Below are 22058 nucleotides of genomic sequence, written 5' to 3' on the forward strand. Positions count from 1 at the left end.
GTGCTCGCATTGGCCTTCCTCCTCGCAACTCCGCTGGCCGGCGGACTGGTGCTGGCGCTGGTCGGCCATCGCGACAACGCGCGCGACGTCAACGTCGCCTTCAGCCTGGGCACCTTCGTCGCCGCCTGCGTGCTCACGGCGCAGATCGTCAAGAGCGGGCCGATGCTGGTGTGGGACCGCGAGTTCTACATCGACCCGCTGAACGTCTTTCTCGTCACGCTGACCGCATTCGTCGGCCTGACCACTTCCATCTTCTCGCGCCCCTACATGCGCGTGGAGCGCGATCACGGCAAGATGACGCCGCCGCGCCTGCGCCTGTACCACAGCATGTACCAGCTGTTCAGCTTCACGATGCTGCTGGCATTGACGACCAACAACATGGGCATCATCTGGGTCGCGATGGAAGCCGCCACGCTGACCACCGTGCTGCTGGTCAGCGTCTATCGCACCGCGGCCAGTCTCGAGGCCGCATGGAAATACTTCATCCTGTGCGGCGTGGGCATCGCCCAGGCGTTGTTCGGAACGGTGTTGCTCTACATGGCGGCCGAAAAGGTGATCGGCCCCGAGGGCGGCGCCTTGCTCTGGACCAACCTCGATGCAGTGAAGGACCAGCTCGACCCGAACATCATCACGCTGGCGTTCGCGTTCCTGTTCATCGGCTACGGTACCAAGGTCGGGCTGGTGCCGGTCCACAACTGGCTGCCGGACGCGCATGCCGAGGGTCCGACGCCGGTGTCGGCCGTGCTGTCGGGCCTGCTGCTGAACGTCGCACTCTACGCAATCCTGCGCTGCAAGGTGCTGACCGATGGTGCGCTGCACTATCCTCTGGCCGGCCGGTTGATGATGGGCTTCGGCCTGCTGTCGGTGGTGGCGGCAGTGTTCTTCCTGATCCGGCAGAAGGATGTGAAGCGCATGTTCGCCTACTCGTCGATCGAGCACATGGGGATGATGACCTTCGCTTTCGGCATGGGCGGCCCGATCGCCAACTACGCCGGGCTGCTGCACATGACGGTGCATTCGCTGATCAAGTCCGCGATCTTCTTTGCCGTCGGCCATGCCACGCAGAAGGCGGGCACCCAGATCATGGAAGACATCCGCGGGCTCATCAAGGTCAGCCCGACGGTCGCCTGGGGACTGATGCTCGGATCGCTCGCCATCCTCGGCATGCCGCCGTTCGGGGTCTTCGCCAGCGAGTTCCTGATCGTCACGACCGCAATGCGCGAGCAGCCCTGGGCGACTCCGTTCCTGCTGATCGCCCTGGGCCTGGCGTTTGCATCCGTCTTCAGCCGGGTCCAGCCGATGGTCTTCGGCGAGACCAACGTCAAGCCCCTGGCGCATCCGCCGGCCCTGGTTCCGGTGTTCGTGCATCTGGCGCTTGGCCTGATGCTCGGCGTCTACATCCCACCCTATCTCAACGCCTGGTACGTCCAGGCGGCGGCGATGCTGGGGAACTGAGCAAATGGCACGGCCGGAACTCGGACTCGATCTGCGGCGCCTGTCGGCGCCGACGCCCATTTGGCATGGGCGGGTGGGTCGGGACGCATGGAGCGCAATGGCGCGCAGCATCGCGGACACGGGTGGACGCCTGATCTCAGTCTGGGGCGTCGATCGCAGCGCATCCGGCGAGGCCATGGCGGCGTGTGCAGCCTATGCCGTTTCCGAGGGGCTGGTCTGGCTCGAACTGAAGCTGGACGATGCAGCGCAAGAGTTCCCCGATCTGGCAATCGCATTCCCGTGCGCGGCGCGCATGCAACGCGCCGTGGCCGACCTGTCAGGCATCCGGGCCGAGGGTAGCCGTGACGATCGCCCCTGGCTCGACCACGGGGTGTGGCCGCCCGGATCATCGCCACTGCAACACAAACCCCAGCCCGAAGCAGCTGCTACCGCCGGTGCGCTACCTGCCGACTACCCCTTCGTGCGCGTCGACGGCGACGGCGTGCACGAGATCGCCGTCGGGCCCGTGCATGCCGGCATCATCGAGCCCGGCCACTTTCGGTTCTCCGTCGTGGGCGAGAAGGTGCTCAGGCTCGAACAGCACCTCGGGTACACGCACAAGGGCATCGAGCGCCGGTTCACGGAACTGATGCCGCTCGAGGGGCACCGCCTCGCGGGACGCATCTCGGGCGACACGACGGTGGCCTACGCCTGGGCCTACAGCATGGCGCTCGAGTCGGCCTGGGGCGGCGAGGTCCCGGACCGCACCACCTGGCTGCGTGCGCTGATGCTGGAGCGCGAGCGTGTGGCCAATCACCTGGGCGACCTCGGCGCTCTTGGGAACGATGCGGCCCTGGCTTTCGGCCTGGCGCAGTTCTCGCGCCTGCGCGAAGACTGGTTGCGCCTGTCCAAGGAGATCTTCGGCCACCGCCTGATGATGGACGCCATCGTGCCCGGCGGCGTGGCGATCGATCTGACGCCAATGAAGCGGGATCGCCTTTGCATGCAGTGCGATGTGATCGAGCGAGAGGTGCGCGCGCTGCGACGTGTGTACGACGAACATGCGGGCCTGCAGGACCGCTTTGTCGGCACCGGGCGGGTGACGCCCCAACTGGCCGCGCGACTCGGCCTCTCGGGCCTTGCGGGACGCGCCAGCGGGCAGACGGCCGATCTGCGCTGCAGCTTCCCATGGCCGCCTTACGATCGGCTCAAGGTTGCGATGGCCACCTCCAGCGACGGCGATGTCGCTGCGCGCGTGACGATGCGGTTCGAAGAGGCCTTCGAGTCATTGCGGCTCATCCGCGCCATCTGCGCTGGCTTGCCGGACGGCGCTGCTCGCGCCGAGCTTCAGCCTCCGGCCTCGGCATCGCTGGGTGCGGGCTGGGTGGAAGGCTGGCGGGGCGAGGTTTTCGTCGCACTGGAGATCGGGGGCGATGGTCGCATCCTGCGCTGCCATTGCCATGATCCGTCCTGGCAGAACTGGCCAGTGCTCGAGCACGCCATCATCGGCAACATCGTTCCGGACTTCCCGCTGATCAACAAGTCCTTCAACCTCAGCTATTCGGGGCACGACCTCTGATGTGGCACATCCTCAAGCAGATCGTCCGCACCGGCATCGTCACCGAGCCGGCGCCGCAGGTTGACGATGCCGAACACGCCGCGGTCGATCGCATCCAGCGCGACATCCTCGCCATCCTTGGCCAGGCGCTCACGATCCGCGAGGTCGATGCCGGCTCATGCAACGGCTGTGAACTCGAGATCCACGCACTCAACAACCCCTACTACAACATCGAGGGACTCGGCATCAAGTTCGTCGCCAGTCCGCGCCATGCCGACATGCTGCTGGTCACCGGGCCGGTGTCGCGCAACATGGAAGAGGCATTGCGGCGCACCTACGACGCCACGCCGGAACCGAAGCTGGTGGTCGCCGTCGGTGATTGCGGCTGCACCGGCGGCATCTTCGGCGAGAGCTATGCCAGTTGTGGCAAGGTGGCGAACGTGATTCCTGTCGATGTGGCGGTACCGGGCTGTCCTCCACCGCCGATCGACATCCTGCGCGGGATCCTCAGCGCCGTCCGACAACGTCAGGCGCAGCCCGGCAAGCGTTAGCCATGAAGATTGCAGAAGCGTTCCTGCTTGAGGCGAAAGGCGCCGAGGTTGGCGCCACGCCTGCGTCCACCGCCCGCCCGCTCCTCATCGAACCCTGGATTTCGGCGCCCGCGGACATCGTGGTCTACGAGTTCGGTGCTCGCCTGGACCAGCACTGCGAAGCCGCCGCATCCGAACAGATCCTCAAGGCCCGGCGCCTCTACGACGCCGTGGTCGGTGCATCCGCGCTGTCCACAGCGAGATGAACGTCTGGGTGCTGGAGCGCGCAGGCCCCCGTGCCAAGGCCTTGCAGGATCGGCTGTCGGCCTGCGAACTCGAGATCGCAGCCGCGAAGGCCATGGCGGATGTCAAGCGGCTGCACATCCTCGCGCCCCAACGGATCGCGCTGGGCACGGCACTATCACGCGCTCGACAGACGCAGCGGTAGCAGCAGAACACACGCGCAGAATATGGCATCACCTGTCTGCTAGATTCGCTGCAGACGGGATTGAAGCGAATGAGCGACCCTGACCAACACTGCCCAGACGCCCGCGCCGCGCTGTTTTGTGATGAACTCGAACGCGGCCGTGAATGCTTCCGCCGACGAGCCTGGGCGGGTGCTTGCGAATCGCTCGCTGCCGCTGACCAGACTGCGCCGCTGGGACCCGAGGATCTCGAGTCGTTGGCGATCTCGGCATACCTGGTCGGACGGGATGAAGACTACTTGAAGGCGCTGGCTCGCGCACACCAGGCTCATTTGAACGCAGGCGAAGGCGCGCGCGCTGTTCGCTGCGCGTTTTGGCTGGGCCTGCGTCTTCTGTTTCGAGGCGAGACGGGCAGCGCGACCGGATGGCTCGCGCGCGCCCAGCGGCTGCTCGAACGCGAGGGACGGGAGTGCGTCGAGCAGGGCTACCTGATGCTGCCGGTCGCGCGGCAACAGCTCAATGCGGGCGATAGCCGCGCTGCCTACGCGAGCGCGGCCGATGCCGCCGGAATCGGAGAGCGCTTCGGCGAAGTCGATCTGGTCGCGTGTGCACGGCACCTGCAGGGCCTGGTCCTGATCCACGAAGGGAAGGTCGAGGCGGGCCTCGCGCTGCTGGACGAGGCCATGGTCGCCGTGACCGCAGGCGAGCTGTCGCCTCTGGTCACCGGCTTGATCTACTGCAGCGTGATCGAAGGCTGTCAGCAGGTCTACGCCTTGGACCGTGCCCGCGAGTGGACCACTGCACTGGCGCAGTGGTGCGAGGCGCAACCCGAGATGCTCGCTTTCTCGGGCGTTTGCCGGGTGCATCGCTCGGAGATCATGCAGTTGCGCGGCGCCTGGCCGGAGGCGATCGAGGAGGCGCGCCGCGCCCGCAGCCGTTGCTCTCAGGCTGGAAACGCGCAGGCGGTAGGCGCCGCGTTTTATCAGCAGGCCGAAGTGCATCGGCTTCGCGGGGAGTTTGCGGCGGCGGAGGAGGCGTATCGCAGCGCGAGCGAGTCAGGGCAGGAACCGCAGCCTGGACTTGCGCTGTTGCGGCTCGCCCAGGGACGCGCGAACACGGCAGCCGCAGCGATCCGCCGTGTCGTGGGCGCGACCACGGGGCGCCAGCGCATGCGCCTGCTGCCCGCTTGCGTTGACATCATGCTGGCCGTGGGCGACATCGAACAGGCGCGCAGCGCCTGCCGCGAGCTGCAGGAGGTCGCCCGGAGCTTCGACACGGGCGTGCTCGATGCGATGGCCGCGCACGCCCGAGGGGCCCTCGAGCTGGCCGACGGCGACGCGCAGGCCGCGCTCGGCTCGCTGCGTCGCGCAGCGGCGGTGTGGCAGGAAGTCGAGGCTCCGTACATGACCGCCCGCGTCCGTGTGATGGTGGGGCTGGCCTGTCGCGCACTCGGCGACGACGAAGGATGCAGGCTCGAGCTCGAAGCGGCCCGTGCCGTGTTCGATCAACTGGGCGCCGCGCCCGACCTTGCCGGCATCGACGCACAGATGTGCCGCGCGGCGAAGGCGCAGGCGCATGGCCTGACCCCGCGTGAGCTGCAGGTGCTGCGCCTGATCGCCACCGGCAGGACCAACAAGACCATTGCGAACGAGCTGTTCGTGAGCGAAAAGACGATCGACCGGCATGTGAGCAACATCTTCGACAAGATCGCCGTCGCTTCGCGCAGCGCCGCCACCGCTTACGCCTACCAGCACCAGCTCGCCTGACCCGCCGGGTCTACTGGGTGAGACTACCCATGCCGCCGCGTGGCCGAAATTGGGTGATCCGCCCGACGCGCCGTCTTGCACCTGTTTGTATGGTGAAGCCATCGACAAGGAGCAAGCCGTGACTACCCGCGAAGAAACTCAGCAACGCATCCGTCCCCCGGCCGACGCGGACGCCCGCGAGCAGTTGCTGGCGGGGTTACCGGTCACACAGCGGCAACTTCGGCTGGCCGGCGTCTCGACGGCGATGCTCGAGGGTGGGGACGGCCCGTCGATGGTGCTGCTGCATGGTCCGGGCGGCAACGCGGCTCACTGGTTGCAGGTCATCCCGGACCTCGCGAGAACCCATCGCGTCGTGGCCCCCGACCTGCCCGGCCAGGGCGCCTCGGAGGTGGACGAGGGCCCCTTGGACGCCGATCGCGTGTTCGCCTGGCTCGGCGAGTTGATCGCGCGCACCTGCCCGTCGCCACCCGTGCTGGTGGGCTACGCACTTGGCGGCGCCATCGCAGCCCGCTTTGCCAGCCAGCACGGCGATCGGCTCGACCGGCTCGTGCTCGTCGACACCCTGGGCCTGAGCCCGTTCCAGCCTGCGCAGGTCTTCGGGCTCGCGTTGAACGATTTCATTGCGCAACCGACCGAGCATACGCACGATCGCTTGTGGCAGTACTGCGCACTCGACCTGGACGACGTGCGACAACGCATGGGTGAGCTCTTGGAGCCGTTCAAGGCCTATAACCTCGATCGTGCCCGGACACCGGGAGTACAGGCTGCTCTGGGCGCATTGATGGATTTGTTCGGACTGCCGGCGATCCCGTCGGCGGATCTCGCGCGAATCGCCGTCCCCACGACCCTGATCTGGGGGCGGTACGACCGTGTGACGGGGCTACCCGTTGCCGAGGCGTCGAGCGCGCGCTACGGATGGCCGTTGCATGTGATCGAGGACGCCGACGACGATCCTGCGATCGAACAGCCGGAAGCGTTTGTGCGTGCGGTGCGCGCCGCGCTCGCCGACTCTCTGAACACCCCGGAATCAACGCGGGATGCCTGGGACAGGATCGCGAAGGGATACGACCGCACGAACACGCCCACGCAGATGTGGGTAGGCAACGAAGGCCTGCGCCGCGCCGGCGTGCTCGCCGGCATGAGTTTCCTGGACGTGGCGGCAGGCAGCGGCGCGCTCAGCATTCCCGCAGCGCGCTTCGGCGCGCAGGTCCTGGCGACGGACCAATCGCCGGCCATGCTCGAGCACCTCGATGCGCGCGCACGCAAGGAAGGGCTCGCCATCGAGACGCGCGTCATGGACGGCCATGCCCTTGCGCTGGAGGACAGCAGCTTCGACGTCGCCGGATCGCAGTTCGGCGTCATGCTGTTTCCGGACATGCCGCGCGGAATCCGTGAAATGGCGCGCGTCGTCAAGCCGACGGGGCGGGTGCTGATGACCGTGTACGGCGATCCGCACGAGATCGAATTCTTTGGCTTCTTCGTGGCCGCCATACGGTCCGTGGTCCCGTCCTTCGAAGGTCCGACGATGGATCCTCTTCCGCTGCCTTTTCAGCTGAAGGATCCCGAAAGGCTGCGCCAGGAGCTCACGAAAGCCGGACTTCAACAGGTCAGCGTGGAGACGGTCACCGAGAAAACGGCGTTCGAGTCCGGCGAGCACATGTGGGACTGGTTGGTGCACAGCAATCCTATCGTCGGGGAGGTTCTAGGACACCTGCACCTGACGCAGGATCAGCTCGTTGGGGTCCAGCAGACGCTGGACGACATGGTCCGAGAGCGCGCGGTCGGCGCGGGCCCGGCCGTGTTGACAGCGCCGATCCATATCGGCGTCGGCACCAAGTCATTCGACTCGACCACGGTGGAGACGAATTGAAGCTGCTGATCGTCGGGGGCGGCCTCGCCGGCCTGGCGCTTGCGATCGCCCTGCGCGAGCAGCGGTTGTCGGTGACCATCGTCGAGTGCGCAAGCAACTGGGCAATCCCCGGCGCCGGGCTGTACCTCGTCGGCAATGCAACGCGTGCCTTGCAGGCTCCGGGTTTGTGCGTCCGTCGACAGGAGCCTATGTCATCTGGACGGGCGGCCCCACCACGCGTCGCAGCCGCGGTGCCAGACAGGAGTCGGCCGGCCATTCCCGCTCATTGATACTCCATGCCGATTGGCAAGCCGCGCTCTATCGACGGGACCGTCCTATTTGGGTCGAACCGAACTTGGCGAGACCATGGCAGGCGGCTCGATGCATGCAGGCAACCTCGAGGGAGCCTTGATTCGCAGTTGCTTGTTGACGTTCTTGCGCCCGAACACAACCTCGATGGCGCAGCGCGATACGCCAAACTCGCCGGCCAGGAAACGCACCATGTGGTCCGTTGCACGGCCCACGCGCGGCGCCTCGGTGACGCTGACTTTCAACTGATTGCCCTTGACCTTGCCGATGGCGTCCTTTGCTGCGCCGGGTGTCCCGAGAATGTTGAGGACCAAGATGTCCCCCTCCCACCTGTAGAACGAGCTCTTTTTCAATGGGGGGCCACGCGCCGGGTCAGGCGGCACGCGCGGCATCGAAACATCACGCGATGACCACACGCGTGCACAGCAACTCGGCCTCAACGGCGAGTTGACCGTCTACAAAGCCACTCCCCTTGAACTTGAAGACCCCCGCTTTCCTGCGCAGCAGTCGAACGTCCATCATCAACTGATCCCCAGGTTCGACCGGCCTCTTGAACCGCGCTGCATCGATTCCACCGAAGTAGTACATCTTCGTGTCATCAGGTGTTTCACCGAAAGTCTCGAATGCGAGCAATGCAGCCGCCTGCGCCAGCGCTTCCAGCAGCAGTACGCCGGGCACCACGGGACGGTGAGGAAAGTGACCTTGGAACAACGCTTCGTTGATCGTGACATTCTTCAGCGCCTCGATCCGCATGCCCTTCTCGAGATTCACGACGCGGTCCACCAAAAGGAACGGATAGCGGTGGGGAAGCCTCTTCAGAATTTCGTAGATGTCCAACTTCACACAAACCCCTTGCCAAACGCGGCGCTCTCGGCATAGCCGGTAACGAACAGCACCTTGAGGCTGGGTCGTATCGCCCAGCTCCTCTCGGCCAAATCTCGGCCGTTCATCCCGCCACGCAGACCGAAATCCGCAGAAAAAACTCCGTCAGCTCCCTTAAGGACTGCTGAATAGCTGGCGCTCGGCTGCGAGGAGTGTGACGCCGCGGCGCTGAACAGGCCATTCGAGCACTCGCATCTATTGAGCCTCAGGCGAAAGCGTCGCAGATGCGGTGTTTCGACGGGCGTACCTGTCGCGCTGAGGTGATCGCAAAATATGTTAATCAAATGGTAATTGCAATGATACACAATGAAAACTATATTCGCGCTTCCGCCGTGAAGCCCGATGAGCTCGCGACGCCCCCACCGTCCATGCGAGCGAACATTCTTCAAGAACTCATCCAGTTGGTTCGGACCCAACGAACAAACCGACAGCTGGGAGGCGTGCTCGCGTCGTCGCCTGGGCGTTTGCCGGAGTCGCGTTGCTCATTTCATTTATTTGCGGAGCGGCAACCACCGGAGCGCTGGCCACTCGTGCGCGCCGCCGGCGGTTACAGGGCGAGTTCGCGCACCCCCTTGTGCTCGAGGCGGTCTTGCTGTTGCTGTTTGGTTTGTTGGGCGCCAATCTCGAGCTGCTTGGCGAATGGTTCGTTCCGTCCACCGTTTTGCTCCTTTGTTTCATCATGGGGCTGCAGAACGCGATCGTCAGCAAGATCTCGAAGACCGAGATCAGGACGACACACATGACTGGCGTTATCACGGACCTGGGCGTTGAGCTGGGTCGATGGATCCACGGTGACGATCCTCGAGGAGTCGATGGCCAACGCATGGTGAAGGCCGACTCCGAGAAGGTGGCTCTCTATACGACGATCCTCGGGTTGTTTGTGGGCGGAGGCGTTGTCGGCGTCATCGCCTTCACGGTTGTGGGCTTTGCGGCGGCGGTGCTCTTTGCCGCCGTGCTGGTGACGTTGGCTGCACCGCCGATGCTGCAAGACTTGAGGTCGATGGGTGACAGATCTACGGGGGATGTTTCGTGAAAGCCGCTGCGGGAACGAACCGCACCGTCAGCCGACACATCAAGCTGCTGCGTTACCAGCCTCCATCGGGAGGTGCAAGCCGCACCTTCGGTGCGGTTTGGCAACTGGGCAACGAAGTCCGGTGGACGTCACCGATCACACGAAGACTCAATGACGTGTTGGACCCGAAGCTCTTCGTTGACCGGTTTCCAGAAGCCACATACGAATTTGATCACTTCGCTGCCGCTATCACCTGGCTGCAGTCAGTTTGCAGCGCTGCGCGCGAGCTACTGGACGTTGCACAGGCCTGCCAGACAGAACCGGGCCTGGGGTTGAGCTGCGTTCGGTACGAAGGACCGGATCGTGGCGGGGATCTCGCCAGCCTGCTGGAAGGAGAGAACCAAGCGCAGTTGCTGGATGTCGAGATGCTTCGGACCGTTGTGAACCTGACCTTGGAGCACCTCGTCAAGGAGCATGCCGTTCTCAAGGGCCTTCCATTAGAGCTGATATCTGAGGAGGGTTCGAGCGAGTGCGCGCGACTTCTCCTCCCTGACGACCGGCTCGTACGCATCTACTTTGATCGCGATACGCGTCCGAGTCGCGTGGTCCCCCAGTTGCTTGTGGAGAGTGATCGGCTTTTTCGCCTGCGCTCGGACTCGGAAGTCTCGTTCTTTGTATTCGCTCAGTTGAAGGGCGCGCTACCTCTCCGGCTGACAACCAGCGTGCTCGCGACGGGGATGCGGCTGCCACACATCGCCAACGGGTTGGTTCGGCTGGTGTGGGCTACGCCACTGTCGTCATGAAGTTGCCCCACCGACCTCGACGACCAGCGCGTTCAGCTGGCGGGGAGCGTATCTCGGCTCCGTATGAAGCGCCAGAACAGGAACCTTATGACCAACCCCACTGATCCGTTTCGCCTTGCCGCGCTTGAATATCACGGGCATCCGGTCCCGGGCAAGATCGCGATCGCGGCGACCAAGCAAATGCTCAACCAGCGCGACCTGGCGCTGGCCTACTCGCCCGGCGTGGCGGCACCTTGCGAGGAAATCGTCAAGGACCCGGTCAACGCCTTCAAGTACACCGCGCGCGGCAACCTCGTCGCGGTCATCACCAACGGCACCGCCGTGCTGGGCCTCGGCGACATCGGGCCGCTGGCCGCCAAGCCGGTGATGGAAGGCAAGGGCGTCCTGTTCAAGAAGTTCGCCGGCGTCGACGTGTTCGACATCGAGATCGACGAGAAGGACCCGGCCAGGCTGGTGGAGGTCATCGCCGCGCTGGAGCCGACCTTCGGCGCCATCAACCTCGAAGACATCAAGGCACCGGACTGCTTCTACGTCGAGCGCGAGCTGCGCAAGCGCATGAAGATCCCGGTCTTCCACGACGACCAGCACGGCACGGCGATCACGGTGGCGGCCGCCATGCTCAACGGCCTGAAGGTGGTGGGCAAGGACATCTCGCAGGTCAAGCTCGTCACCTCGGGCGCCGGCGCCGCGGCGCTGGCCTGCCTGAACCTGCTGCTGAAGGTCGGCCTGAAGCGCGAGAACGTGTTCGTGACCGATCTCGCCGGCGTGGTCTACGAAGGCCGCACCGAGCTGATGGACGACGACAAGCGCCAGTACATGCAAAAGACCTCGGCGCGCTCGCTGGCCGAGGTGATCGAAGGCGCCGACGTGTTCCTCGGCCTCTCGGCCGGCGGCGTGCTCAAGCCCGCGATGGTGGCGAAGATGGCGGCCAAGCCGGTGATCTTCGCGCTGGCCAATCCCAACCCCGAGATCTCGCCCGAGGACGCGCATGCCGTGCGCAGCGACGTGGTCATGGCCACCGGGCGCACCGACTACCCGAACCAGGTCAACAACGTCCTGTGCTTCCCCTACATCTTCCGCGGCGCGCTCGACTGCGGCGCGACCACCATCACCGACGAGATGGAAGTCGCAGCGGTGCATGCCATCGCCGAACTCGCGCAGGCCGAGCAGAGCGAGCGCGTGGCTGCCGCCTATGTCGGCGAAAAGCTCAGCTTCGGTCCCGAGTACCTGATTCCGAAGCCCTTCGACCCGCGGCTCATGATAAAGGTCGCGCCCGCGGTCGCCAAGGCCGCTGCGGAGAGCGGCGTCGCGCTGCGGCCGATCGCGGACCTGGATGCCTACCGCGACAAGCTGCAGAGCTTCGTCTACGCCTCGGGCCCCGCGATGAAGCCGATCTTCGACGCCGCCAAGCGCGCGCCGAAGAAGCGCGTCGCCTACTGCGAGGGCGAGGAAGAGCGCGTGCTGCGGGCGGCACAGATCGTGGTGGACGAAGGCATCGCCCGTCCCACGCTGATCGGCCGGCCGGCGATCATCGCCCAGCGCATCGAGAAGTTCGGCCTGCGCCTCAAGGAAGAGCTGGACTACGACATCGTCAACGTCGAGCACGACCATCGCTACCGCGACTTCTGGCAGACCTACCACCGCATGACCGAGCGCAAGGGCACGACGGTGCAGACCGCCAAGATCGAGATGCGCCGCCGCCTGACGCTGATCGGCGCCATGCTGCTGCACAAGGGCGACGTGGACGGCATGATCTGCGGCACCTGGGGCACCACCGCCTTGCACCTGCACTACATCGACCAGGTGATCGGCAGGCGCGCCGGCGTCTCCACCTACGCCTGCATGAACGGCCTGCTGCTACCTGACCGCCAGGTGTTCCTGGTCGACACGCACGTCAACTACGACCCGACGCCCGAGGAGCTCGCCGAGATCACCACCATGGCGGCCGAGGAGATGATGCGCTTCGGCCTCAAGCCGAAGGCGGCGCTGCTGTCGCATTCCAACTTCGGCAGCAGCAACCAGCCGAGCGCTATCAAGATGCGTCAGACGCTCGACGCCCTTCTGATCCAGGCGCCTTGGCTGCAAGTCGACGGCGAGATGCAGGGCGATGTGGCGCTCGACGGCAAGCAGCGCGCCGCCGTCATGCCGCACAGTGCGCTGGCCGGCGACGCCAACCTGCTGGTATTCCCGAACATCGACGCCGCCAACATTTCCTACGGCCTGATGAAGACTGCCATGGGGGGTGGAATCACCATCGGTCCCATCTTGCTCGGCGCAGCACGGCCTATCCATGTCTTGACACCGTCGGCAACGGTGCGCGGCATCTTCAACATGACTGCCCTGACTGTCGCCGAGATCCCAAGCGACAAGTAGTCCTTCCAAGCGCGCGCCCGCTCCGCCCACCCTTCTTTTTCATCTCATTGAATCATTGATGTCAGACCGCCTCGAGTACAACCGGCACCCGCGACCTCTTGTTGACAAATCGCTGAACTCAAAGACCATGCATTTCTCGATCTGCGACGTTCAAAGCCGGATGCAGATCGACCGGCCCAACAACCTCATGCTGGCTTACACGCGCCTCATGATGGGCTTCCTGCTGTTTGCGCCCAACCCCCGCCACATCGCCATGGTGGGTCTGGGTGGCGGGTCACTGGCGAAGTTCTGCTACTGGTATCTGCCAGATTCGCGCATTCAGGTGATCGAAATCAATCCCTATGTCATCGCGCTTCGCGATGAGTTTGAGGTGCCCAGAGACGATCACCGGTTTCATGTCCGCAAGGAGGACGCTGCTGACTATGTTCGTACTGCCCAGTATCGCTACGATGTGATCGTGGCCGACGGCTTCGATGCCAACGGGGTGCCTGCGAGTCTTTGCTCGCGCTCTTTCTACGACAACTGCTTTGACATGCTGGAGCCCAACGGGGTTTTGGTGGCAAACCTCCACTCCCATCATGAGCACTTCCCGGTCTACCTTGAGCGGATTAAAGAAAGCTTTGCTGGACGTGTCGTCACCGTGAATGACTTTGATTATGGCAACACCATTGCCTTCGCATTCAAGGAAACGCCCACGCCGCCGCTGCTTGCAAACCTGCAACGCTGCGCATCGACGCTGGCGCCTGAAGCATGGGCGCAACTGGCGCCCAGCTTTTCCATGATCAAGCGGTTCGGCAGATGGCATAGCCAGGGGATGCCTTAAGGACACGGGAGGCCCGCAACGGACGATATTTCGCATCTCCCACCTGGAAAGGCGGACGGAGGCCGGACTGGGGCATTGCGATGCTGAGCATCGCGCTCGGGTGCGCACGGTTCGCGGCCGTCATGCGTCGAATGCAAGAGTCGCGACGCGAGGTGCGCCGTTACCCCGATCCTGACACCGGCACTTGCCGCCGCTTACACGCAAACTTTTGCCCGAACATTTTTCAATCACCCGGAGTCATTCCATGAACAGCAGCAATCGTCGGAGCTTCATGCTTCAAGTCGTCGCCACAGGTTCAGCACTCGCGGCAACTGGCGTCTACGCCCAATCTACGGGGCCCAAGCTGGAAGAAAGCGATCCCCAGGCAACGGCGCTCGGCTACAAGCAAGACACTACCAAGGTGGACCCCAAGAAATACCCCAAGCACGTGGTCTCGCAAACCTGCGCGAACTGCCAGTTATTCCAGGGCAAGCCGAAAGAAGCGACAGGTGGCTGCCCCTTGTTTCCGGGCAAGCTGGTGGCAGCCAACGGTTGGTGCAGTGCATGGGTCAAGAAGGCGAGTTGACTGCCGTGCGCCCTGATGCTGCGCTTCGGGAAACGCGCATGCAACATCAGCCAGCATTGCGCCTCTCTGACACGTACCCTGGAACTTTATGAACCATACAGAAGATCTGCAAATTGTCCTGGCGCGCACCACTCGTGGCCAGCGTGAGGTGTTGTTCCGCGCGTCTGCGCTGGGCTTGGACGAACGCTCGCTGCTGTTGCGAGTCAACGGCCATACTGCTTTGCAGCACCTTCATCAACTCTCTCCGCTGAAAGATCCGGTCGCCGCGTCGCGGGCGCTCCTGAACCTGGGCCTGATCGAAATCTTGAAGCGGCCAAAGCTCGAGGCGGCCAACGATCGAATCGCCTTTGCGTATACGGAGCCTCTTTGAGCGCCTGCGCTCACTGCTCAGACAAATCATCGGAGATCAACGAAAACGAAATCTGACCAATCAACAGTCTCACGGCATAATGGTCTGATGGCATGAGGGCCAGGAGCCATGTGGAAACTTGCCGGGCCTATCGTCATCGCCGGCTACACCCTCTCGCCGGCAGAAGCAGGGCTGCGCGGCTTCACGCAGGAGTTTTCCAGGCTCTCCAATGGAGTAGCCCCACTGGAGCTACTCGCGTACTGGGCCATCGAGATCTACCCTTCAAAAGCCGACCGTGACCCCACTGAGGTTGCACACGAGGAGTTTGAGAACGCGGCACGGTGGTTCGGCAACTCGCGGCCGAGCGCCAGTCCGTAGTCGGTCTGATGCCCGTGCGTGCAACGCACCCCGAGGGCCTGCCGGCGCCAAGCGAGAGCGCGCTCCCGCAGATCAGCGTCGGAGAGTTCACCGGGCTCAGTCATTGGGTGATTTTGCCGTGGCACGCGGTCTCAATCGCGTGAACGGTCGCGCGCATCGGTCGCTTTCTGAGCCGCGCGCTGCGCACCGGCAACGCCCCACCCTCTCGCCCTGCTTGGCCGCTGCGTTGCGACTCTATTGGCCTGTTTGCGACTTCAATGGCCGTGAAAAAAAGCGGTCCTGGAGCAAGGTAAAGGTGATCGATCCGCACGGCGGCGGCGCCGCGAATGTCATCGGCGCGTCACCGAGTGAACCCCAAGATGCGCCCCGGCGATCCCGCCGGCCCGTTGAAGGAGAACACCCGATGACCCGCTCGCTGCTTCGACGCCTGCACAGCTCCGCCACGCGGCTGGGCGCAGGACTGATCACCCTCGGCCTGGTCGCCTGCGTCCCGCTGCCGGCCCACGCCGACCAGGGGGAGGCGAACGCAGCATATGCGATCGGACTCTGGGGCGACCTTCCCTACTCCCCCGTCCAGGAAGCCGTCGGGTTGCCCAACCTGCTGGCCGACATGAACGCGCAGAAGCTGACGTTCACCGTGCACAACGGCGACCTCAAGCAGGGCTCGGGAAGCCTGTGCGACGACGCCCTCTTCCACCGGGCGGTGGGCTGGTTCAATACGCTGCAGGGCGCGGCCATGTTCACGCCAGGCGACAACGACTGGACCGATTGCGACCGGACGGCCAACGGCGGCTTCAACTCCCGCGAACGGCTCGACCGCGAACGCCAGGTGTTCTTCTCCACGCCGCTCTCAATGGGCCGCGATCCGATCGTGCAGGAAGTCCAGACCGAAGCCCTGTGCCTCGGCCAGGCCGGGGCCGTGCCCTGCGTCGAGAATCGACGCTGGAAAGTGGGCAGGGTCACCTACGTCACGCTGAACATTCCAGGCTCCTGCAACAACCTGTGCGACACGGCCCCGGACCCTGCGGAGTTCCAGGCGCGCAATGCAGCGAACATCCGGTGGCTGCGCGAGTCCTTCGCGGCGGCGGCGCAAACGGGCTCGGTGGCGCTCATGATCATTGCCCAGGCCAACCCCGGCTGGGACAAGAGCGACCCCACGCGCGCGCCGGTGCGGGACCCGCTGACGCTGGAGCAGACCGACGGTGCGCCCGACGGCTACAAGGAATACCTTCTGGCCCTGCGCGAACAGGTGATCGCGTTCCGGCGCCCGGTGGCGTACGTGCACGGCGATTCGCACTACTTCCGCATCGACAAGCCGTTCCTCGACGTCCGCGGCCGCCGGCTCGAGAACTTCACCCGCGTCGAGACTTTCGGCGACAACGCGGCCAACGGCAACAACGACGTCCAGTGGCTGAAGGTCGTCGTGGACCCGAAGAGCCGCGATGTCTTCTCGTACCAGCCGATGATCGTGCCCGGCAACCGCGAGGCCGTGCCGGCGCCCTGAGCCGCGGGGCGCGGAACGGCTGCGCCATCGCCTGCAGGGCAGTCGTAGCGCGCCGCCACGGTTGACGCGCAAAGGAGCGAGGTGAAACGAATCGTCTCTTGATTTGCCAAGCGCCGAGGACATGACCTAAGCTTCGTCCCCCGAGGAGAACGCAATGTCTATGCCTTCTACGTCCCGGCACCTTCACGACTTGGTCACGCTCGTCGGCGATCTCCGGGCTCGCTACGGTTCGGACGATGACCTGGTCACGCAAATCGACTCTGAAGTCGCGACCTGTGAGGCTTGCGAGTTGGAACGGCAGGCTTGGCTCGCTACGCATGGCACGCCCGCTTCGCGTTTCGAGCGCCGATCACAAGAAAATCTTCCAGCCTGAGCGCGCCGGTTCCCGGCTTTGCGGAGCCGCCGAGCGGCTCAGCGGGGCCCGCCGACAAGGAAGCGCGAAATCCAACTGCGGTTGCAAGAGGCGTTGGGTCTTGCAATCGTTGCTTCACCGTCGCACTTCACAATTCATCCTGACAGTCGGCAGGCGCTGGTAGAGGTTGCTTCGGCGCTCGCCCGGACCGGGTGGGGGTCGAAAGAAAAAACGGGCCGCGAAGACTCGTTTTCCTTGTATGTTTGTGAACGCACTCGATGTTGACCTTCTTGCCAACCGCGAGCTTGTCGTTGATCGGGAAATCCAGGGGCGTCGCCGGCCAATTCACCCTCCGAACCAGAACCTGAACCACAGGGCGAGTGCTGCGAGAACGATGCACAGAATCACGTTGTCGCTTCTGACTTGGATCCAGCCGATCGTGCGCCTGAGCCAATGATCCCCTTGGGCGCAACTGGCATCCCAGACGTTTGCAGGGACCAGGTGGATTGCCACCCAGGACAAGCCGGCCAGCATCGCCAAATCGTCCAGATAGCTCGGTAGCGGCAGGAACTCTGGGATCAGGTCGACCGGTAGCGTGGCATAGAGGACGACGAAGATCGCGATGGTCTTGGCCGATCGCGGTGTCCCTCGATGAAATCCTGCCGGCCACAGCGCAATGAGATTGCGTGCCGAGCGGAAGGCCCATGTTCTGATGCGCTCGATGTTCATCGCCGCCGCATTTTGCGCGTTACCGCAGCCACTGCCAAAGGGCCACTGCGAAGCCGATCCAGATCGCGACGATGAGCACGGCGCCCCATACGCTGCGCGGTTTGCCGTTGTCCCGGCTCATCCACGCCGCCGCTTGTGCGCGGCAATCCTCGACAACGTCCGGGGGCAGCATGCGGATCGCCACCCAGATCAACGCGGGCAGCAACAGCGCATCGTCCACATAGCCGAGGATGGGGATGAAGTCCGGGATCAGGTCGATGGGAATCAAGGCGTAGGCGACGACGAACGCACCAAGGGCCTTTGCGGCCCAGGGCGTGCGTTGATGTCTGCAAGCGAACCAGAGCATCACGGCGTCACGCTTGAGGCGTGTGGCCCAGGCACCTAGCTAGAACCTGAAACAGGCTCGGGTTGTCTTTCTCGCGCGCCTGAACGCGTCCGTCCTCACGGTTCATGCATCACCTTCGTCGAAATCACAGATTCGATTCTAATCTGCTACAGTTGTGATGTAACCACCGCTACATTAGCAATGAATCCGAACAAGTACTCGTCCTGGCTTCTCCTGACCTACAAGGTGCCCGCCGAGCCGAGCAAATTGCGGGTCGGCATCTGGAGGCGCATCCGCGGCATGGGCGCCGTCTACCTGCAGAACAGCATCTGTGTACTGCCCACCAGCAGCGAGCACCAGCGTCAGCTGCGCACGGTGCAAAGCGATATCGAGCAAGCGGGCGGCGAAGCGGTGATCTTCGAAACGCACGCGCTCGACGCCAAGCAGGAGGAGCGTGTCGTGGCCTATTTCAAGCGCGACCGCGAGCAGGACTACGAGGAGTTTCTCGAAAAGTGTGACGACTACAAGAAGGAGATCGAGAAGGAGGTCAAGGCTGGCCACTACAGCTTCGCCGAGATCAAGGAGAACGACGAAGACCTGAAGAAGCTCAAGAACTGGCTCGAGCGAATCAAGGTCGTCGATTTCTATGGCGCGCCGGCGCGCGCGACGGCCGAACAGCAGCTGGTCGAGTGCGAGGCCTTGCTGGAGAGCTATGCCAATGAGGTTTTCGAGCGGGAGCAGAACACGAAAACCGCACCGACGAGACGGCCCGCAACGGCAAAGAAAGCGACCGCAAAGCGGCCTGCCAAACGAGATGCCAAGCCCTGAGTGGGTCCAACCCCCATCACGCCTGACATGCTCTTTGACAGCAATGCTGCGCCGGAACCCATGACCACAAGAAGCAGCAGCACCCTGCATCAAATTCCGGCCGGCATTTGGGTGCTCGGCTTTGTCAGCATGCTGATGGACATCTCGTCGGAAATGATCCACAGCCTGCTGCCGATGTTCATGGTCTCGACCTTGGGCGCCAGCGCTTCGGCGGTCGGTCTGATCGAAGGGCTGGCCGAGTCCACGGCGCTGATCGTCAAGGTCTTCTCGGGGGCGCTTAGCGACTATCTCGGCAAGCGAAAAGGGCTGGCCGTGTTTGGCTACGCCTTGGGGGCACTGTCCAAACCGCTGTTCGCGCTGGCCCCTACGATCGGCATTGTGCTGACGGCCCGGCTGCTGGATCGGGTCGGCAAGGGGGTACGCGGTGCACCCCGTGATGCCTTGGTCGCCGACATTGCGCCGCCGCACTTGCGCGGCGCCGCCTTCGGGCTGCGCCAGTCGATCGACACCGTGGGGGCCTTCCTCGGTCCGCTGCTGGCGGTGGGCTTGATGCTGCTCTGGGCCAATGATTTCCGGGCCGTCTTCGGGGTGGCAGTGGTCCCGGGCTTGATGGCTGTCGCACTGCTCTTGTTCGGCCTTCGGGAGCCGAAACATCATCAGGTTGAGAAGCGGACCAATCCAATCCGCCGAGAAAACCTGAAGCGGCTTGGCCCGCCGTATTGGTGGGTGGTGGGAATCGGTGCCGTGTTCACGCTGGCGCGGTTCAGCGAGGCATTCCTGGTGCTGCGAGCACAGCAAGGCGGCATTGCGGTCGCTCTGGTGCCCCTCGTGATGGTAGCGATGAACCTGATCTACGCGCTGTCGGCCTATCCTTTTGGCAAGCTCTCCGACCGCATGAGCCACACCAAACTGCTGGCGCTCGGCCTGGCCGTGTTGATCGCGGCCGACGTCGTGCTCGCCACCAGCGATCATTGGTGGGTCGTGTTGGCAGGCGTCGCCCTGTGGGGTGTGCACATGGGCATCACGCAAGGCTTGCTAGCCACCATGGTGGCGGATACCACGCCCGCAGATCTGCGCGGCACCGCCTACGGGTTCTTCAACTTGGTGAGCGGAGCGGCGATGCTGGTCGCCAGCGTGGTTGCCGGGCTGTTGTGGGATCGGCTCGGGGCGTCTGCCACCTTCTATGCCGGGGCGGCCTTCTGCCTGATTGCACTCTGCGGACTGTTGTGGCGTCCATGCCAGCGTCCTTTGGGCGCTTGAGTCAATGCGCCGAGCCGGCCCGCGAAGTGTCTGGTAGCCGGCTCACACCACAAAAACCCCCTGTGCGAGGCCCTACCTGGAGCACGCGCACTACCGCACTACTGCTGATCGGCGGGTACAGCTGAATGAACAAGACCCGCAAGAGTCGCCCAGATGTGGCCATAGCAGCGCCTTCTTTCCGGCGCAATGGGTGCATCCGAGCGTGCTGACGGTTGACACGCTCTATGCGAAGCTCCTCTCATTGCGCGGCGAAACCTCGCGCCCAGCGTGCCTTTTACATTGCGCGCCAAGCGATCAACAATCGTTCCATGAAGCGCCTATCAGGTAATTCTTGGACCGGTCGCCCAATGGCAAGCAGTGCATTTCGACGCATTGAGGGCAGAGCTGCTTCAGTGCTCCTGGCCATCGGCGCTGCGGCGTTGATCGGCTGGCTGGTGGTGGAACTGTACGTCGCAGTGGTGACGCTCGACTGAGCCGCAGGCCTCGATGCACCCGCTTGCTGGTCAACCAGATCAGACAAACGTGTGACCAGCTTGTTCCTATTCGCCGTCAATGCTCGTGCCGATGGTGCGCATCCGGCACATGCGGATGCGCATGGCTCATCGGTTCGTGCACGTGTCGATGGCTGTGCGGGCCCGCCGGCATCACCTCGTGCGCGTGGTTATGGTGCCCGTCGTCATGCCGGTGCGCATGCTCGTGTTCCAACGCCTCGTGCGCGTGCGCATGCCCATGCGATTCCGCCAAGTGCAGCGCCACCCCCAGCACCATTAGCAGACCGCCCACCGCCATGATCCAACTACCGCTGCGGTCCCCCAACGCCATCGCGAGCGCGGCGCCTATGAATGGCGCGAACGCAAACACAGAACCCGTGCGCGCCGCGCCGAAGGCCCGCTGGGCCAGCAGATAAAAACGCAGGCTCAGTCCGTAGCCGGTCGCGCCTACTACCAGCAGCCCGATCGCCGCGCCGAGCGTGGGCAGCGGATCACCGAACAGCATCGCCAGCGCTGTCGTGGCGGCAGCCCCGAGGACCGCCTTGCCAAGCACCACCTGTGCCGGGTCGCGCTCGGCCAGCGCACGCGAGAGCGTGTTGTCTGCGCCCCAGGCCACGGTGGCCAGCAGCACCGCCAGCACTCCCCAGAGCTGATTTCCGCCCTGGCGGCCCTGGTCCAGCACCAGCGCGATGCCGCCGGCGAGCAGGAGCAGCATGGCGGCCCAGACGCGTCGATCCATGGTCTCGCCGTACAAGCCGCGCGCCAGCAAGGCGGTGAACAAGGCTTCGAGGGTGAGCATCAGCGAAGCACCGGTACCGCTGGTGTGTTGCAGGCCCCATGCCAACGCGACGGGCCCCAGCACGGCGCCGAAGGCCGCCATCGACAGCAGGCGTGGAAGGTCGCCACGCTTGAGCCGAGCTTCCTTTTCAACATGCTGTCGCGAAAACGCTCCCACGACAGCAGCACCCGCATAGAGCAAAGCCGCTGTCGTGAATGCCCCGAGACCTGCCCCGAATCGCTGAACCAGCGGGGTGCTGATGCCGAACAGCGCCGCCGCCACCAGAGCCAGGAGGCCTCCGCGCAATGCGGGTAGATGAGCATGGGGTTGCTTCATGCGCCGACCACCTTCGAAAGATTATTTCCCTCAGCCACCGATCATTGCCAGCGGAGCATGACAGTGCTGAATGTTGACTTGAACCCGATCACCAACTTCGATCGTTTCAGCGCCGGACAACGGTGCGACTCGATACGCACAGCGGCTGGGCGTCTCGGAGTAGCGAACCAGCACGTAGCGATCTCGCGCCGCGGCGTCGGGCGCCACCATCTTGCGGCAATCCTTGGCGATCCGCACGTGGATGGCGGCCCCTTGATCGATCTGCACGACCCTGCCCGGCCGCCAGCCTTCCAGGAAGCGGGCACGCTCGTCCAGCAGACCGGCGCAGCCTTGCAACAGGCCGTTGAGCACGACGAGTGCCAACGCCACGCCGCCTTCTGGAGGGCGCCGCCGCGTGCT

25 protein-coding genes are annotated in these 22058 nt (G+C 64.2%); 19 read left to right on the top strand and 6 right to left on the bottom strand.

Going from position 1 to position 22058, the window contains the following annotated elements; translation table 11 throughout:
• The 8 genes from ACSQ86_RS37045 (at nt 1) to ACSQ86_RS37080 (ending at nt 7852) form a co-directional block, all read left to right on the top strand.
• Nucleotides 1-1455 carry a hydrogenase 4 subunit F gene (locus ACSQ86_RS37045; RefSeq protein ID WP_436294337.1) on the top strand — a complete coding sequence of 485 codons (1455 nt, stop codon included), beginning with the start codon at nt 1-3 and terminating at the stop codon, nt 1453-1455.
• A 4-nt stretch (nt 1456-1459) separates the two neighbouring features.
• Nucleotides 1460-3013 (top strand): NADH-quinone oxidoreductase subunit C, encoded by a 1554-nt coding sequence (locus ACSQ86_RS37050; protein WP_436310866.1) that lies wholly within the window; start codon nt 1460-1462, stop codon nt 3011-3013.
• Nucleotides 3013-3543 carry an NADH-quinone oxidoreductase subunit B family protein gene (locus ACSQ86_RS37055; RefSeq protein ID WP_436307634.1) on the top strand — a complete coding sequence of 177 codons (531 nt, stop codon included), beginning with the start codon at nt 3013-3015 and terminating at the stop codon, nt 3541-3543. The genes ACSQ86_RS37050 and ACSQ86_RS37055 overlap by 1 nt, the downstream gene beginning before the upstream one ends.
• 2 nt (nt 3544-3545) lie before the next feature.
• Nucleotides 3546-3788 carry a hypothetical protein gene (locus ACSQ86_RS37060; RefSeq protein WP_436307633.1) on the top strand — a complete coding sequence of 81 codons (243 nt, stop codon included), beginning with the start codon at nt 3546-3548 and terminating at the stop codon, nt 3786-3788.
• Nucleotides 3785-3970 carry a hypothetical protein gene (locus ACSQ86_RS37065; protein ID WP_436307632.1) on the top strand — a complete coding sequence of 62 codons (186 nt, stop codon included), beginning with the start codon at nt 3785-3787 and terminating at the stop codon, nt 3968-3970. The genes ACSQ86_RS37060 and ACSQ86_RS37065 overlap by 4 nt, the downstream gene beginning before the upstream one ends.
• A gap of 69 nt (nt 3971-4039) precedes the next feature.
• A complete protein-coding gene (locus ACSQ86_RS37070) occupies nt 4040-5713 on the top strand; it encodes a LuxR C-terminal-related transcriptional regulator (RefSeq protein ID WP_436307631.1) in 1674 nt (557 codons plus the stop codon).
• 118 nt (nt 5714-5831) lie between these two features.
• Nucleotides 5832-7583 (top strand): alpha/beta fold hydrolase, encoded by a 1752-nt coding sequence (locus ACSQ86_RS37075; protein WP_436307630.1) that lies wholly within the window; start codon nt 5832-5834, stop codon nt 7581-7583.
• The gene (locus ACSQ86_RS37080) at nt 7580-7852 is read left to right on the top strand and encodes an FAD-binding protein (RefSeq protein WP_436307629.1); all 273 of its coding nucleotides are present in this window, start codon (nt 7580-7582) and stop codon (nt 7850-7852) included. Before ACSQ86_RS37075 ends, ACSQ86_RS37080 begins: the two co-directional genes overlap by 4 nt.
• A 45-nt stretch (nt 7853-7897) precedes the next feature.
• On the opposite strand, the gene ACSQ86_RS37085 is transcribed toward ACSQ86_RS37080, so the two are convergent.
• Both ACSQ86_RS37085 and fabZ read right to left on the bottom strand, forming a co-directional pair.
• Nucleotides 7898-8263: a DUF167 domain-containing protein gene (locus tag ACSQ86_RS37085; protein WP_436307628.1), complete on the bottom strand. Its 366-nt coding sequence runs from the start codon at nt 8261-8263 to the stop codon at nt 7898-7900.
• A 7-nt stretch (nt 8264-8270) separates the two neighbouring features.
• Nucleotides 8271-8708, bottom strand: a complete 438-nt coding sequence (gene fabZ, locus ACSQ86_RS37090; RefSeq protein ID WP_436307627.1) for a 3-hydroxyacyl-ACP dehydratase FabZ — start codon at nt 8706-8708, stop codon at nt 8271-8273.
• A 523-nt stretch (nt 8709-9231) separates the two neighbouring features.
• On the opposite strand from fabZ, the gene ACSQ86_RS37095 reads away from it, so the two are divergent.
• The 8 genes from ACSQ86_RS37095 to ACSQ86_RS37130 all read left to right on the top strand — a co-directional run bounded on the left by ACSQ86_RS37095 (nt 9232) and on the right by ACSQ86_RS37130 (nt 16560).
• On the top strand, nt 9232-9786 hold the full coding sequence (locus tag ACSQ86_RS37095; protein WP_436307626.1) for a YoaK family protein: 555 nt from the start codon (nt 9232-9234) through the stop codon (nt 9784-9786).
• Nucleotides 9783-10568: a hypothetical protein gene (locus tag ACSQ86_RS37100; RefSeq protein ID WP_436307625.1), complete on the top strand. Its 786-nt coding sequence runs from the start codon at nt 9783-9785 to the stop codon at nt 10566-10568. Before ACSQ86_RS37095 ends, ACSQ86_RS37100 begins: the two co-directional genes overlap by 4 nt.
• 87 nt (nt 10569-10655) lie before the next feature.
• Nucleotides 10656-12941 carry an NADP-dependent malic enzyme gene (locus ACSQ86_RS37105; protein WP_436307624.1) on the top strand — a complete coding sequence of 762 codons (2286 nt, stop codon included), beginning with the start codon at nt 10656-10658 and terminating at the stop codon, nt 12939-12941.
• 58 nt (nt 12942-12999) lie between these two features.
• Nucleotides 13000-13764 (top strand): fused MFS/spermidine synthase, encoded by a 765-nt coding sequence (locus ACSQ86_RS37110; RefSeq protein WP_436310867.1) that lies wholly within the window; start codon nt 13000-13002, stop codon nt 13762-13764.
• A gap of 244 nt (nt 13765-14008) precedes the next feature.
• Nucleotides 14009-14329: a high-potential iron-sulfur protein gene (locus tag ACSQ86_RS37115; protein ID WP_436307622.1), complete on the top strand. Its 321-nt coding sequence runs from the start codon at nt 14009-14011 to the stop codon at nt 14327-14329.
• Between the two features lie 88 nt (nt 14330-14417).
• Nucleotides 14418-14699, top strand: a complete 282-nt coding sequence (locus tag ACSQ86_RS37120; RefSeq protein WP_436307621.1) for a hypothetical protein — start codon at nt 14418-14420, stop codon at nt 14697-14699.
• Nucleotides 14700-14807: 108 nt separating this feature from the next.
• The gene (locus tag ACSQ86_RS37125) at nt 14808-15056 is read left to right on the top strand and encodes a hypothetical protein (protein WP_436307620.1); all 249 of its coding nucleotides are present in this window, start codon (nt 14808-14810) and stop codon (nt 15054-15056) included.
• 403 nt (nt 15057-15459) lie between these two features.
• Nucleotides 15460-16560: a hypothetical protein gene (locus ACSQ86_RS37130; protein WP_436307619.1), complete on the top strand. Its 1101-nt coding sequence runs from the start codon at nt 15460-15462 to the stop codon at nt 16558-16560.
• Nucleotides 16561-17257: 697 nt separating this feature from the next.
• Here the strand turns inward: ACSQ86_RS37130 and ACSQ86_RS37135 are convergent.
• Entirely contained in the window at nt 17258-17641 is a 384-nt protein-coding gene (locus ACSQ86_RS37135) for a YkvA family protein (protein ID WP_436307618.1), read from the bottom strand.
• A 19-nt stretch (nt 17642-17660) separates the two neighbouring features.
• Nucleotides 17661-17987, bottom strand: a complete 327-nt coding sequence (locus ACSQ86_RS37140) for a YkvA family protein (RefSeq protein WP_436307777.1) — start codon at nt 17985-17987, stop codon at nt 17661-17663.
• Between the two features lie 180 nt (nt 17988-18167).
• Between ACSQ86_RS37140 and ACSQ86_RS37145 the strand changes: the two genes are divergently transcribed.
• The 3 genes from ACSQ86_RS37145 (at nt 18168) to ACSQ86_RS37155 (ending at nt 20527) form a co-directional block, all read left to right on the top strand.
• Complete coding sequence (locus ACSQ86_RS37145; protein ID WP_436307617.1) at nt 18168-18794, top strand: Chromate resistance protein ChrB; 627 nt, start codon at nt 18168-18170, stop codon at nt 18792-18794.
• A 60-nt stretch (nt 18795-18854) separates the two neighbouring features.
• Nucleotides 18855-20054 carry an MFS transporter gene (locus ACSQ86_RS37150; RefSeq protein WP_436307776.1) on the top strand — a complete coding sequence of 400 codons (1200 nt, stop codon included), beginning with the start codon at nt 18855-18857 and terminating at the stop codon, nt 20052-20054.
• 347 nt (nt 20055-20401) lie between these two features.
• Nucleotides 20402-20527 carry a hypothetical protein gene (locus ACSQ86_RS37155; RefSeq protein WP_436310868.1) on the top strand — a complete coding sequence of 42 codons (126 nt, stop codon included), beginning with the start codon at nt 20402-20404 and terminating at the stop codon, nt 20525-20527.
• Between the two features lie 76 nt (nt 20528-20603).
• On the opposite strand, the gene ACSQ86_RS37160 is transcribed toward ACSQ86_RS37155, so the two are convergent.
• Nucleotides 20604-21659: an EamA family transporter gene (locus tag ACSQ86_RS37160; protein WP_436307615.1), complete on the bottom strand. Its 1056-nt coding sequence runs from the start codon at nt 21657-21659 to the stop codon at nt 20604-20606.
• Between the two features lie 30 nt (nt 21660-21689).
• Nucleotides 21690-22022: a hypothetical protein gene (locus ACSQ86_RS37165; protein ID WP_436310869.1), complete on the bottom strand. Its 333-nt coding sequence runs from the start codon at nt 22020-22022 to the stop codon at nt 21690-21692.
• Nucleotides 22023-22058 lie beyond the last annotated feature (36 nt).

Origin of the sequence: Variovorax sp. LjRoot130 (assembly GCF_964253755.1) — a bacterium.
Taxonomy (GTDB): Bacteria; Pseudomonadota; Gammaproteobacteria; order Burkholderiales; family Burkholderiaceae_C; genus Variovorax.